The organism is Rothia sp. HMSC072B04 (assembly GCF_001813725.1).
GTDB lineage: Bacteria > Actinomycetota > Actinomycetes > Actinomycetales > Micrococcaceae > Rothia > Rothia mucilaginosa.
Genome location: NZ_KV813793.1, coordinates 1 through 13,800 on the forward strand (window position 1 = coordinate 1; position 13,800 = coordinate 13,800).

The following is a 13,800-nucleotide window of genomic DNA, read 5'->3' on the forward strand; positions in this document are numbered from 1 at the left end:
AATGCGTCCAAGTTTCGGGGCGCAGTTCACTCCGGCACGGGGGCTTTTTGTATAGGTCTATTGCGTGGCACTATTTGGAGGCGCGCGGCTTGGCGAAGCGGCGCTCACCCAGGTACCCGAGCAGGCTACCGAATGCGGTCCACTGCAGTGCCGCCAACAGCAGGGTGGACAGGTCGGTCACCTCAAAGGAATTGGGGATGACCTTGAACCACAGCAACGGCAGGTAAATCAGGAACAGAATGGGGGACGCCCACACGAAGAACGGGACGGGGCGCTTAGCCGACGGATACTTAGCTCGTGAGTACGACATTGTGACCTCCAAGGGGTGTCATGATGCTTGAGGCACCAGGGTGCGGAGGGAACTCCGCTGTCACTACATCATAATGCAAAAGGTTCTTGTGAGGCAGGAAAAGGCCGCCGTGCCAGATAGTCTCCGGCGCGGGGGCTTCTCGTATGAGCTTTTGTTAGAGGTACTTCTCCAGGCTGCTCTCCGCCATGCGGGAGAGCTGCTCGCGCACCGTGCGGGCACGAGCCTCACCCACACCGTCCACGGCGCGCAAATCCTCAAGGGATGCCGCCATCAGAGCCTGCAGGCTGCCGAAGCGCTCCACCAGACGCTCAGAAATAGCGTTCGGGATGCTCGGAATACCGGCGAGCAGACGGAAACCGCGAGGCTGCAGGGGGAACTCCAGGTCGGGGTTCTCGCCAAAGCCGACAGTGCGGGCAATCGTGCGCAGATCCACGATAGCCATATCGTCCAGGTTCTGAAGCGCCTCAACGCCGGCGGCGATCAGCTCGTCATTCGTCTCGGGCAGATAGTCGCGCAGAATCAGATCGCTGGCGGTCATCTCGGGGGCGCGCAGCTCCTCCAGCTGCAGGGCAATCAGGCGGCCGTGCACGCCGAGCTCCAGCACGTAGTGGCTGACCTCGCGGATAATGCGGTTCACCATCTCCATACGCTGAAGGGTCATCGCCACATCCGCCAGGGACACGTTGGACTCAATCTCCAGGGCCGAGAGTGAGGAGAGCACCGAACGCAGACGCTTCTTATAGCTTTCAAGGGTCTGAATCGCCTGGTTTGCGCGGGCCATCAGGTACTGGCTGTCCTCAACCATGTAGCGGGTGCCGTCAACGTACACCGAAATCACGGACATCGACGCGCTCACCGAAATCACCGGGAAACCGGTCTGAATCGCGGTGCGTTCGGCGGTGCGGTGGCGGGTGCCGGACTCGTTCGTCTCAATGGAGGCGTCCGGCATGAGCTGCACGCCGGCGTGCAACAGGCGGGTGGCGTCGCGGTCGCAGATGATAGCGCCATCCATCTTTGCCAGCTCGCGCAGGCGGGTTGCCGAGAACTCGGTGTCGATGTTGAAACCGCCCGAAGACAGGGAGGATACGGTGCGGTCGGATCCGAGTACGATGAGCGCGCCCGTACGGCCACGCATGATGCGTTCCAGGCCCTCGCGGAGCTCGGTGCCGGGGGCGATTCGGGCGATAGTTTTAAGCAATAGGTCACTATAATTCATCTGCACAAAAAACATTGTACCTGTAAGGGTGGTTATTGAGCCAGGTCAGGGGCGGAACGGCGGGCTAAAGTGCCTCAAAAGCGAACGGATATTCTCGATATTTATACGGGAGTGCACGAGGTGAAACTATCTGCATTTAAGGGTAAAAGTGTGTTCTGCGGTACCCCTTTTCGCCGTGACTAAACACCGCGCACCATATCGCCCCAGACCCTAAAATAGACCCATGACCGCGCGCACGAAAAACCCCAAAACCGCACCCGCCTACCGCTGCACCGAATGCGGCTGGACCACCGCCAAATGGGTAGGCCGCTGCGGCGAATGCCAAACCTGGGGCACCGTCGAAGAAGCCGCCGGGGGCACCCGTGCGCGCACCCGCGCCGCATCCAGCGTGCAGAAACCCGCCCAGCCCATTGCAGAAGTCGACTCGCGCGTAGCCGCCTACATGAGCACCGGAAACCCCGAATTTGATCGTGTGCTCGGTGGTGGACTCGTACCCGGCGCGGTCATCCTCATGGCGGGCGAACCCGGCGTGGGCAAATCCACCCTGCTGCTGGATGTCGCCGCCACCTTCGCGCGCGGCACCGCCGGGATTGCGGGACAGCAGGGGGCGCAGAATATCGCACCCCAGCCGCCGCGCCCGGTCCTGTACATCACCGGCGAGGAATCCGCCGCGCAGGTCAAACTCCGCGCCGACCGCATCGGCGCCATCGCGGACACCCTCTACCTGACCAGCGAAACCGACCTCGGCACCGCCCTGGCGCATATTGAGCAGGTCAACCCCTCCCTGCTGGTCATTGACTCGGTGCAGACCCTCGCCTCCGCGGAAGTTGAGGGTAGCGCCGGCGGCGTGACCCAGGTGCGTGAGGTTGCCGCCTCCGTGATTGCCGCGGCTAAGGAACGCAATATGTGCACCCTGCTCGTGGGTCACGTGACTAAGGAAGGCACCATCGCGGGCCCGCGCCTGCTTGAGCACCTGGTGGACGTGGTCTGCCAGTTCGAGGGCGATAAGCACTCGAATATCCGCATGCTACGCGCGATTAAGAACCGCTTCGGACCCACCGACGAGGTGGGCTGCTTCGACATGCACGAGGACGGCATCGCACCGGTGCTGGACCCCTCCGGCATGTTCGTTTCAAGTACCCCGCACCCGGTGGCGGGCACCTGCGTGACCGTCACGATGGAGGGCCGCCGCCCCCTGCTCGCGGAGGTACAGGCACTGCTGGATCAGGCGGTGGCACCCGCCCCGCGCCGTACCGTTTCGGGCCTGGATTCAGCGCGTATCCAGATGCTGTTGGCGGTGCTGCAGCGCCGCGCCGGGCTGAACGTGGGTAAGCTCGACTGCTACGTATCCACGGTGGGCGGTGCAAAAATTGCCGAGCCCGCCGCAGACCTGGCGTGCGTCATGGCGCTTGCCTCGGCGGCGCAGAATAAGCCGCTACCGCGCAAACTCGCGGTCTTCGGCGAGGTCGGCCTGGCCGGTGAAGTGCGCGCCGTGCCGGGCATCCGCCAGCGCATTGCGGAGGTGGGCCGCCTGGGCTTCACGCACGTGCTGGTGCCCGCCTCCCCGACCGGCGTGGGAGACGTGCCCGAGGGCGTGACCGTGCGTGAGGTAACCACCCTGGGCGAGGCGCTCGCGCTGCTCTTCCCGCAGAAGTAGCCGCCCGCGCATCAACAGCATAGAGATAGCAGAGGAGGGGGCTCCCGGCTGGCGTGAATGCCGGCCGGGAGCCCCTCCGCTGTGTCTTGACGGTTGCCACTGACCCCGCTAGAACCCCGCTAGGAGGAGCGGCTCTCTTCCTCGTTCTCGTGCAACATGATGTTGATCGAGCGGGTGTTGAGCTTGTTCGTGCGGTGGGTGTTCACCGCGCTATCGGTCACGTCGTCAACCACCATGGAGTCATCCATGTCAGCGTCAACAATCGGGATTGCCGAGGTACGCGGTGCATGTTTGGTGACCGCCTCACCCAGGGGCACCAGAACCGCTACGGCGTCCTTGTGGGACATACCGGTTGCCTCCAAAAAGTCGACCACAATTAGGCGGAGCATCAGCACCAGCGACTCGCCCTCAAAAGTTGCCACACCCATGGTGCGCGGCTCGAGGGTGCCGGCAAGCTTAATCATGCGCTCGCGTGCCGCCATCATGTAGTGCTCGCGTTCGCCTTCCGTCGGGGCAGACATACCCAGGCCGAGGCTCTGCGCCGCCAAAGACAGCTCGGTCAGCGCGTCACTGAGCGAAAGCTGTGCGGCAGTACGCAACTGCACGTGGTGAATCGTGGACGCCATGCGGCGGTTGAGCACGCGGTCGTTACGAATCGCCAAATCCACCGCGGCGAGGGTCTTCGCCATGCGCGCCAGCTCGCCCTTGCTCTTGCGGCTATTCCACGACAGCTCGCTCATGCCCTGCGCGGTAATCAGGTCGCCGCGGCACGCATCGTAGAGCGGCTGCAGGGCGCGCGCATCGAGCAGACTCTGGTACGCCTTGTTGTAATCGTAGTAACGGATTGCCTCGGAGGAGAGCTGGAAAACCTTCGCGAACGCATCCATGAGGGCCTGTGCGCGGGCACGCGGGTTCTTACGCGGGTCACGCGGCATCAGGTACATGGCGAGGAATGCAAAGGCGCCACCAACGATACCGTCGAAACTGCGGGTGAACGCATCGTCAGGTACGGGCAGCAGCAACGTGAAACAGGCCTGGAAGCTGAGCTGAATCGTAAAAATAATGCCCTTATCAATAAATCGGGCAATAATCACGGTCAAGAAAAGCACCACTGCCGCCTGCCAGGTGCCGTGACCGAGCAGAATCAGCAGAAGGTCGCCAATGAGAATGCCGAGGGTCACGCCGAAGGAGACCTCAAGGATTCGGCGGGAATGCTTAGCACCGCTTACATAGCCGAGGGATACGAGGGCGGCAACCGGCGCGAAAATGGGTTCCTGGTGGCCCAGGATGTGCTCAGCGAAAAGCCAAGCGCCCATAGACGCCGCAACAATCTGCACAGACTGAAAGAAGTCTGCTCGGACTCGGTGAATACCCTCATGAATGAACTGCCGGGTGTTCTGTTCAGTAGTGCGTAGAATCTCTGCGAATCGTGCCATGGGAACCATCATACCGGCGCGTGTGCCGTGTACAAGGGGGTAGGGGAGTGTTGGGTTGAAGTGTGAGAGACCCCGCGCCCCGGACCCCGCATAGCACCCTGGCTTGGGTGGTTTTTCGCGCGGAAACTTTAGCTCAAGGGCTCAGCCGCGAATCTAGCCGCGGAGGCGCCGCGCTACCTTCGCCAGCAGACCCTGCCGGGCGGGGTGCGTCTCGGCGGGTGATTCAGAATCAGCATCAACGGTGACGGGGCGCATCTGTTCTGCACCGTGTGCCCCGTGAATACCGTGCGCGCTGTACCCGCCGCCGATTGCGCGGGCACGTTCGAGCTGCCGACGGTGCTCGGCATCCCAGGAGTGCGCCCGGTCAGACATTGCCCACTCGAAACCCGCGGTGAGGGAGGTTTCGGTAAAAAGATCGCGGGCGGCGCGGACGGTCGCACCCAGCGGCTCGGGGAGAGCCGGGGTTTGCTCTGAGGCAGGGAAGGGTGCGGGGGCCGTACATTTCCCAGAGCCAAGAATCTGTGCGAGCAGGTAGGCACGCTCGGCTCGCAGAGCCTCCAGCAGCTCGGTGCGGCGTGCATCCGATGCCACTGCCGCGTGCCGCAGGGCGGCGGCAACCATCAGCTCGGGAACGCCACCGGCGAGCATGCCCAGCGGCAGGGTGAACTCGCCCAGCCCGTACTGACGCAGGGCACCGCCCACGCGCATCTGCGTGAAGGCGTCCGGCACGAGGGCGAGCACGGGAATACCCGCCGCGGCGGAGAACACCGCCGGGTGGTAGCGGCTGGTCAGCGTGAACGCCGCGCCACGGTGCACGGTGACGCTCTGGTCGGCGTGCAGAATCGGTAGCAGGGTCGCCGGGGTGGAGGGACTGAGCTGCTCGGCGATGCGCTGGTGCGCCTGAATATCGCCGTTGGTCGGGTCCTGCGGGTCACCGTAGTGGCTCAGGAACACGGGGGCGTAGCCGTGCTCGCGCCACATGCCGTCGAGTAGGCGCGCAATCTGCTGCGCCTGCTGGTTGGTGCATTCGTTGACGGTTACGCAGACGTAGTGCTCCGGCAGCTCATCAAGCGCCTGACCTGCAGAAATACCCTCCGCATAGTGCAGGGTACGCGCTGGGGAAGCCACCGGGTAGTCGGTGGCGTCGTCCACGCTCAGGCGCGCGTCAATACCCCGCTCACGGCACCAAGCGAGGGAAGAACGTTCACGCACCGTCACCGAGCGGGCGGTGCGCAGCATGCGCTCTAGAACCTGCGCGTCCTCGGGGCTGAGGACCGGGCCCAGGGACTGACCGGTCACGTACACGGGCACGCCCGCATGCTCGGCGGCACGCACCGCGGCGGCACGTTCGTAGAGCAGCCAACCGTAACGGGAGTTGAGGTTACCGCCGCCGGAGACCACGATCGCATCCATTGCGGCGATGGAGTCCGCGAACTCCACCATGCGCTCAACGGTCTGCTCCAGCGGATGCAACACCTCGGGCAGCGCCTGCACCTGCGGTAACGCCACCAGCTCGGCGGTGGAGGGGCGCTCCCGGTTGGCGTGCAGCTCCACCAGGATACTCTCGAGCGCCGCGAGGGTCAGCTCGCGTTCAGCCGGTGCCCAGGGGAAGAGGAAGAACGGCAGGTACTCGTAGGGTGCGCCCGCCTCATGAGCAGCCGCGCCGATATAGCGCGCCGAATGGCCCACATCGCGGGTCATGAGGGTGACCGCCGCGCCACCTTCGGAAAGCGCCTGGGCGCTCGCAATGGTCATGGCTTCGTCGCCCACGTGGTAGGTGTGCTGGCCGATATCGCCGATGACGAGTACGCGCGGTGCTTCATTAAAGTGCGGTGCTTCAGTAGCGGGCAGCGCTGTAGAAGAATGATTGTTCTCTGCCACGGCTATGCGTCCTTCTCACCGGTAGAACCAGTCTCAGTACCGCGACGAGCCTGAGAACGCTGATTGAGGGAACGCTTCGCCAAGGAACGCAGCGCGCGGCCCGGGGTGCGCAGGTGCTTCAGAACCCGCAGACGCTCCTCAATAGCCTGCTGGCGGTTCTCAATAGCCTGCTGACGGGCCTCGATACGTTCCAGGCGGCTCTCAATAGAGCGCAGAATATCTAGGGATTCGCGGGTCAGATCGTGCCCGTCAATCACGCGACGCTCCAGGTCAGCCGCCAAATGCGCCTGATACAGGTACGCACCGGGTCGGGCACCCGCCTGCAGATCCTCGCGGATAGCGCGGGCACGCACCAACGAATCGAAGCGGGCATGATCAGCCTGACGCTTCACGCTATTTGCCTCAGCACCTTCTGCGTCGGGGCGTAGCGACCAGTACGCCAGCGGCTCATCCACCAGCAGAATATCCGCAACGGAGGCGGCACGCATGTTGAACTCCCAGTCGCCGACCACCGGCAGGGACTCGTCGTAGAAACCGACCAGCTCGTGTAGGCTGCGGCGGTAGAGAATACCGATTGGCACGGCACGGTTCGTGCGGAAGAGGAACTGCAAACCCATGCCGGGCAGGCCGTCGTGGAAAATACGCTCCTCGTACACCTCGAACTCGCCGTCGGCGTTCTCACGTTCGTACCGCTCCACAACGCGGGTGGTGCACATGAGCGCGCCGCTCTCTTCCAGCGCCGCGACGGTGCGCTCCAGGAACTCGGGTGCCCACAGGTCGTCGTCATCGTGAATCGCCACGTATTCGGAGGTGGTCGCCGCCAAACCGGCGTTGGATGCCGCCTCCATGTTGCCGCCAGCGGTGGTCAGCAGCTGCACGCGGCTGGAATCCTGCGCGTTAGAACCCAGCAAACCCAGCGGGGAAGCCTCAATGACGGCGCGGGTTGCCTGCTCGTCGCCTCCGTCGTTAATCACGCAGACCGTGTAGTCGGTGAAGGTCTGCTGCGCAATATTCTCCAGCGCGCGGCTCAAGAAGCGGGGGCGGTCCTTTGTACGGACCAGAATAGCTACGGTAGGAGAAGACATAACCACAATCAGTCGAGGGTGAATGGGCCCGTGCCAGCCCAAGAACTCAACCATTATGAGGGTGTGCACCGTTCAGACTCAACCCGCCGCCCGGCTAACCCGCGACAGTGAGCATGCAGGGGCATGCACCGCCCCTAAAATCTAGTGGATGGACTGTAGAGCCACCATCGCCAGCACTCCGAACACAAAGCACGCCGGAATGGTCACCAGCCACACCAGAAGAATCTGCAGAACAATCCTGGACTTCAACGCGTTAAAACGCTGATTCACGCCCGCGCCGAGCGCCGATGCCGTTGCCAGGTGCGAGGAGGAGAACGGCACCTGCAGCAGGAAGTAGCCGATTACCTGCACCACAGCGGTGGTACCCTGAGCGACCGCACCACGGAACGGGTCTAGGCGCACCATCTTGTAGGCGAAGGTGTAGCCGATGCGGCGGCCACCGGTCAGCGTACCGGCACCCAGGCTGAGGGCAATAATGATGGTGCCCAGCAGCATCCCGCCCCAGGTGAGGGACTGAATCAGCGCCGGATCCATGATGCGTTCGCTCAGTAGCGCCCACAGCAGCAGGTACAGGTAGCCGGTCTGCAAGCCGTGTAGCAGCGAAATTGCGGAGGCAGACACCGCCAGCACCTCGCGGGCATGCTGATTCACCAGGCGCGGGTTGTGGCCGACCACCAGCCGGTAGAACGGCACCACCATCAGCCAGGACAGCAGAAAAATGAGCGGCGGCAGGTAAAAGAGCGGCAGCAGGGTCGCCCCAAAAATATGCGGCAGGAAGGCGAGAGAACCAAAGCCTTCAGCGGCGCTGTCACTCCTCGTCTGGGTCCACCAGCTCACGCCGGCGAGGGCACCGACCAGTGCGTGAGTCGAGGAGGACGGCAACCGCAGAAACCAGGTGAGCACACCCCAAATAGCGCAGACGAGTAGCGCCGCAATGATGCCGTTCAGGCCGGTGGTGCCTTCCGGGGCACTCACCCACGAGGCGGAATACTCACCGAGCAGCAGAAACGCACCGATTACACCGAGCACGTTGAAGAGCGCGGCAAGGTACAGGGCGGAGCGTTCGCCAAGGGCGCGGGTACGCACCGGAACAGCGACGGAGTTGGAGGCGTCGTGCACACCGGTAACGTAGACCGCGGCAATGAAGGCGCAGCAGGCTAGAAGACCCAGGAACATTAGGATTCCTGAACGATAATGCGGCCGATCTCGGCAGACACATCACGCATAGCGTTGGAGGCGGCGGTCAGCTGCGCCAGGAAGGTGGCGTAGCGGCGGTACCGTTCGGGGGTGTAGCGTTCGGCAATGTACGCGTCGTACTCTTCGGCGGTGCGTAGCGCCTGGCGGGAGATGCGCAGCATGTCCATCCAGTAGTTGTCGAGGCCGCGAATATCAGCAAGCTTGGGGATGACGGCGGCGGTCAGCACCGCCTGACGCTGAATGATGTCCAGGATTGAGGTGATGTGCGTGGCGAAGCCGTCAATGCTGTGCAGGGACAGCACGTGCGCGGCGCTGGTGAGCTTCTCAACAGCGTTGGTGAGCTTGCGTGCCAGCGTGTACAGGTCTTCACGCGGAATCGGCGGGGAGAAGGAGCTGCGCACCTCGGTGAGGGTGCGGAACAGCAGGTTCGTGGAGTCCGCCTCGTGGGTGAGCATGCGTTCGAAGAGTTCGGGGTACTCCGCGACGGGGGAGCCGACCATTTCAGAGAGCAATGCCGCCGCCTCACCGACCTGCGCTGAAATTTCAGCGAGGGAGGCGAGGGATTCGTTGGCGTGGGGGAAAAGTCGGTGCAGCATAGTTCCCAGTCTAACCAGTATTGGGGGCTGCGGGTGCGCATAGCCCGCGCGCATCTCACGAGCGCTCGAGCTTCAGACACAACTGCGTCGGGCTGACGGCGGCTTCTAGACGGGGTTTTAAGCAAAAAACGGTGGGGGTCGATTTCTCGACCCCCACCGGAACGTTTAGGGATGTCGGGTTGGGAGCGCCTCTCGGCGGAAGGCCGCTCGAAGCGGCTAAAGATTTGGAGCCCGGGGCTACCTATTAGCAACCCGACATCTTGTAATTATTATCCACCCGCACCCGGCGCAGAGTCAATTAGAAACAGGCTTTTCAGGCCTTTGCGGCCCAATGTGGAACCTGTGCCAATTCGCGGCACGAACCCGCATTTTTAGGCGCCCAAACGTTGCATAAGACTAGAATGCTTCGAGGTTGGTCTGCGATTTTTCCTGCGCAGAATCAGCCCCGGAACCCCCGTTAGCCTGCTGACCAGCCTCAACGGCGCGCAGCTGGGCGGCGACCGCCTCCAAATCGTGCGCGATCTGCTCCATCTGCTGAGCCTGACGCGGCAGACGAGCACGACGCTCCACCGCCTCACGCTTCACCTCGTGGCTGCCCGGAACCGCACCATCCTGCCCGGCAGAGCGCGCATAATCGGTGCGAATACCCAACGCCACCACGTGCGCAAACGCGGCGCAACGTTCCATCGCAATGTCCATATCGCCGGTGTACAGGCCCGCCAGAATCTCATCAATCGTGCGGACCACCTCATCGGCACTCGGCGGGTCGGGAACACCCGCCACCACGTGCGAACGGTAATCCTCCGCCATGCCCAGCTCAAAAGCGCGGCTCACCCCGCGCGGCGAACGATGCACCACGTCCCGCAGCCAGTACATGCGCCACAGCGCACCCGGCAGGGAGTGGGCGCTCGCGTGCGACCAGAGTTCGGCGAGCGTCTCAATACCGTAGTCGTCGGTGAAGCTGACGAGCCGCTCGGTCATCTGTTCGTCGGTGCCGCGTCCGCGCATCAGCAGGATGCGTGCGGAGGCGTGCGCCGCCTCTTCGCGTGCGGCGGGGTCCATGCCGCCTTCGTGGCGTTCAAATTTCTCGGCGGAGTAGAGGACGGGGCGGTGGTGGGTGCGGTGTCGGGTGCGCCAGGAGGCGCCGGTTGATGATGCGGGTGTAGACATAGGATTTCCCAGTGTACCGTTCATTGGTTGGGGGCCGGTAGTGTATAGTATTTCTATCTGCACACTTTCAGTTTTGTGTGGATAGGAGCGCCTTTAGCTCAGTCGGTAGAGCTACGGACTTTTAATCCGCAGGTCGTGGGTTCGAGCCCCACAGGGCGCACTAGCCGACCCGTCGCCTCCCGCTTTGCGGGGGTCGGCGGGTTTTTGCGTCTTCACCCTCGTGTGCGGGGTTTTACCCCGTGTTGATTCCGTGTGGTGGGGCGTGTCCTGCCGGGTTGGCCTGGCAGTTTTTGATTTGTGTACGTTGACCCGAAAAGATGAGGAAACCCGTGAGCGTCACCATTAAGAACCCTGAAGAAATCACGATTCTTGCCACTGGCGGCACAATCGATAAGTTCTATTCGGTGGCGGGCACCATGGATATTGGTGAGCCTGCCGCTAAGGACCTGCTGGACCGCGTGATTACTGATATCCGTTTTGATATTCGCCCGCTGATTGGCAAGGACAGCCTGGACATGACCGATGAGGATCGTGCCGAGCTGACCGAGGCGCTGAACGCTGTCACTAACGACCAGGTGCTCATCACTCACGGTACCGACACCATGCCGGAGACCGCCCGCTACCTGGTGGAGCACGCCGACCTGGGCGATAAGGTTGTGGTGCTGACCGGTGCGATGCAGCCCGCCGTGATGGCTCGTTCGGATGCAGGTTTCAACCTGGGTGCCGCTATTGCCGCCCTGAATCTGCTGGAGCCGGGCGTGTACATCAGCATGAGCGGCCGTATTTTCCCGGCTGAGAGCGTGCGTAAGGACCGTTCGCGCGGCATTTTTGAGGGCTAGTATGGCTGATTCCGCTCGTATGCGGAGGGGCGAACCGGCTTCTGCCGCCGAACTTGCGCAGGTGGAGGGTTCCTCGGATCTTGTGCCGCAGGAGCATATGTCGCAGGCGCAGCTTATGCAGCTGCAGGCTATGGATGAGCTGGAGCAGCAGGCTGATGAGTTCTGGAATGTCACCAGTGATTACCCGCTGCCGGCTAAGAACCTGTACCTGGTGCGTGTGCTGCTGCTGGTCGTACCCTCGCTGATTACTGTTTATTACTTCATTCGCGTCACGCTTTTCCCGATTGGTGCGGTGCCGCTGGTCTATCTGGTGATGCATATGTGGGTTGCCATGATTTACCGGGCGAACCGTTCGGTGAAGTTGGTGTTGCTGGCGAATGCAGCGTCCGGGGTCGCGGCGGCGATTATGACGGCGTTCTTTGCCTATGCGCTTGTGACGGTGCAGGGTCCGCAGACGCTGCTGGACCGTGTGGGCGTGTTCTACACGGTGAGCTTGCTGACGGTCATGGCGTCGTTCGCGTTGGAGGTTCTGTTCTCGCTGTTCTATAGTTTGGCGGTTCGTAGGAGCTTGCGTCTGACGCAGAAGAAGCAAGAGGAAGAACAGCGGAACGCAGAACAGCAGCATGCAGAGGACCCGAACGCGGAGGCTTCGCAGGTAGCGGAGTAGGGCTAACGCGCCCCGGCGGGCGGGGATTCTACCCCGCGTATCCGCGCCTCCGACGGGGTGATAACGAGGCGATAAGCGGCGGTGTGACACGCTCCCCGCGACGCCCAGCTACTGCTCAGATTCCCTTAAAGTACGCGTGATACGGTAGAGACAGAAACACGACCAGCACCTGCCAGGAGGTCACCCATGGGCGCTACACATCTGAACACAGATGCTGCTTCATCCGCAGAACACCCGGATGAAGATATCAGTATGCAGACCCGCTTTCAGGCGCCTATCCGTCACGTGACTCCTGCTACGCCGGAGGTGTCCGTTCCGCTGAACGTGCCGCCGGTGGTGACTGGTTCGCATCCGGTTATTTCGGCGACTTCTACCGTCATCATTCAGGATGGTACGAACCCGCCAATTGTGGTGCGTACGCATCCGACGGGTCCTCTACCGCCGTTCCCGGGGCAGGGTCAGTTGCCCGCTTTTCTGCGCACTTACACCGCTGATGAGGTGAAGGAGCGCAAGCAGAAGCTCAAGAAGAACCTCCTAGTCCGCGCCGTTATTTTGAGTATTTTGACCCTGGTCGAAGGGCTCATTATTTCTCAGTACACGCAGCCGTTGGCGATTTGCTTTGGTTTTGTGGCGGCGCTTTACCTGGTGGTTCAGATGTGGCCGCTGATGCGCCCTCCGAATGATTCGACGGACGCCTCCGTGTATAGCGTTTGGGCTATCTGCTCCCTGATTGGGTTTGTTGCGGTGGGGCTGGTGCTTTCACCGATTACGTTCCTGCTGCTGATGCTCGACTGGGCTGGGGTTTCGATGGGGCTTGACCCCCTGCTGATACTTGTTGTCTTGGGCCTAGTCTGGTTGAGCGAGGTCGGTTTATCGTTGCTGACCATTTACCGCTTCAATAACTTGCGAATTGCGATGGCGAACCAGGTAGATTCTCCGTCGCTACCTGACAGTATTTCTGCGACGGTTGATCCGTCCACTTCTGCCTAAAGTTTTGAGGCGGCGCGGTAGACGAACGCCGCGCCGCCGCCCACACTCACATCACACACTCGCTCATACGTTTTCCGCACACTATCAGCCGATATCCGAAAGATTCAGCTATGTCCGCCGTCGAGTCCTCTCCGCCATCCGCTCCGAACACCACGCATCCTACGAAGCCCGCCACCCCCACTCTCGTGTCTGTGGCGGGTTGGGTTCTGCTTGTTATTGCTGTGGGCTGGCTGGCGCTGATTGCATACACCGGCGTCTCCTATGCGACTACCCATTTGTCGCATTTTTCGACCTGGCGCGCCCAGTCGCTGGTGGATGCGCAGGCGTACTATCCGGTGCTTTTCCTGATGGTCAGCGCGTTCGGTAACGTGACCCTGCATGGTTTCTGCACGGTGGCGTATCTGCGTGGTTACCGGTGGGCGGCGTTGGTGCTGTCGGTGGCGTTGGCGTTGGGTGTTTTGGCTTCTTTGCTGATTATGCTGACTGTGGCGGCTCTTCTGGGCACGTTGAATGGTGCGCCGAGCCAGGATGTTGAGCTGCTGCTCAGTAGCGCTTCGCCGCTGTACACGCCGGTGTATATTGCGGGTCCGTACATGCTGGTGTGTGTTGTGGCGTTGGCGTTGGTGTGGTCGCGTCAGTCGCGTTCTTATATGGAGGCACGCCGTGATTGGCGTGTGCGCCGTAGCGAGGATTACCTGATTTAGCCTCATTTCTTGCCGCGGGCACTGTGAGACACAGGTCAGCGGCTCACCGATA

At 62.2% G+C, this 13,800-nt stretch carries 13 protein-coding genes and 1 tRNA gene; 6 read left to right on the forward strand and 8 right to left on the reverse strand.

Annotation, left to right across the window (positions count from 1 at the left end; translation table 11 throughout):
* Positions 1–70 precede the first annotated feature (70 nt).
* The gene (locus HMPREF2928_RS01170; protein ID WP_005507607.1) at positions 71–310 is read right to left on the reverse strand and encodes a hypothetical protein; all 240 of its coding nucleotides are present in this window, start codon (positions 308–310) and stop codon (positions 71–73) included.
* Positions 311–464: 154 nt separating this feature from the next.
* Positions 465–1,541, reverse strand: a complete 1,077-nt coding sequence (gene disA / locus HMPREF2928_RS01175; RefSeq protein ID WP_070687062.1) for a DNA integrity scanning diadenylate cyclase DisA — start codon at positions 1,539–1,541, stop codon at positions 465–467.
* Positions 1,542–1,749: 208 nt separating this feature from the next.
* Between disA and radA the strand changes: the two genes are divergently transcribed.
* A complete protein-coding gene (radA, locus tag HMPREF2928_RS01180) occupies positions 1,750–3,183 on the forward strand; it encodes a DNA repair protein RadA (RefSeq protein ID WP_070687064.1) in 1,434 nt (477 codons plus the stop codon).
* A gap of 119 nt (positions 3,184–3,302) precedes the next feature.
* Here the strand turns inward: radA and HMPREF2928_RS01185 are convergent, their stop codons facing one another.
* The 6 genes from HMPREF2928_RS01185 to HMPREF2928_RS01210 all read right to left on the reverse strand — a co-directional run bounded on the left by HMPREF2928_RS01185 (position 3,303) and on the right by HMPREF2928_RS01210 (position 10,548).
* Positions 3,303–4,631: an FUSC family protein gene (locus HMPREF2928_RS01185; protein ID WP_070687066.1), complete on the reverse strand. Its 1,329-nt coding sequence runs from the start codon at positions 4,629–4,631 to the stop codon at positions 3,303–3,305.
* Positions 4,632–4,772: 141 nt separating this feature from the next.
* Positions 4,773–6,500 carry a polysaccharide pyruvyl transferase family protein gene (locus tag HMPREF2928_RS01190; RefSeq protein WP_070642413.1) on the reverse strand — a complete coding sequence of 576 codons (1,728 nt, stop codon included), beginning with the start codon at positions 6,498–6,500 and terminating at the stop codon, positions 4,773–4,775.
* A 2-nt stretch (positions 6,501–6,502) separates the two neighbouring features.
* Positions 6,503–7,585: a glycosyltransferase family 2 protein gene (locus HMPREF2928_RS01195; protein ID WP_070642426.1), complete on the reverse strand. Its 1,083-nt coding sequence runs from the start codon at positions 7,583–7,585 to the stop codon at positions 6,503–6,505.
* Positions 7,586–7,726: 141 nt separating this feature from the next.
* The gene (locus HMPREF2928_RS01200) at positions 7,727–8,761 is read right to left on the reverse strand and encodes an inorganic phosphate transporter (protein WP_049340429.1); all 1,035 of its coding nucleotides are present in this window, start codon (positions 8,759–8,761) and stop codon (positions 7,727–7,729) included.
* Positions 8,761–9,378: a hypothetical protein gene (locus HMPREF2928_RS01205; protein ID WP_005504391.1), complete on the reverse strand. Its 618-nt coding sequence runs from the start codon at positions 9,376–9,378 to the stop codon at positions 8,761–8,763. Before HMPREF2928_RS01205 ends, HMPREF2928_RS01200 begins: the two co-directional genes overlap by 1 nt.
* Before the next feature lie 396 nt (positions 9,379–9,774).
* On the reverse strand, positions 9,775–10,548 hold the full coding sequence (locus HMPREF2928_RS01210; protein WP_083311360.1) for a histone acetyltransferase: 774 nt from the start codon (positions 10,546–10,548) through the stop codon (positions 9,775–9,777).
* Between the two features lie 87 nt (positions 10,549–10,635).
* Between HMPREF2928_RS01210 and HMPREF2928_RS01215 the strand changes: the two genes are divergently transcribed.
* The 5 genes from HMPREF2928_RS01215 (at position 10,636) to HMPREF2928_RS01235 (ending at position 13,748) form a co-directional block, all read left to right on the forward strand.
* Positions 10,636–10,708 (forward strand) — tRNA-Lys (locus tag HMPREF2928_RS01215).
* 169 nt (positions 10,709–10,877) lie between these two features.
* Entirely contained in the window at positions 10,878–11,387 is a 510-nt protein-coding gene (locus HMPREF2928_RS01220) for an asparaginase domain-containing protein (RefSeq protein WP_070832225.1), read from the forward strand.
* A gap of 1 nt (position 11,388) precedes the next feature.
* Positions 11,389–12,054: an amino acid transporter gene (locus HMPREF2928_RS01225; RefSeq protein ID WP_070687069.1), complete on the forward strand. Its 666-nt coding sequence runs from the start codon at positions 11,389–11,391 to the stop codon at positions 12,052–12,054.
* A gap of 252 nt (positions 12,055–12,306) precedes the next feature.
* Positions 12,307–13,044, forward strand: a complete 738-nt coding sequence (locus HMPREF2928_RS01230; RefSeq protein WP_246823538.1) for an organic solvent tolerance protein OstA — start codon at positions 12,307–12,309, stop codon at positions 13,042–13,044.
* Positions 13,045–13,154: 110 nt separating this feature from the next.
* Complete coding sequence (locus tag HMPREF2928_RS01235; protein WP_005504401.1) at positions 13,155–13,748, forward strand: flagellar type III secretion system protein FlhB; 594 nt, start codon at positions 13,155–13,157, stop codon at positions 13,746–13,748.
* The last annotated feature ends 52 nt before the right edge of the window (positions 13,749–13,800 follow it).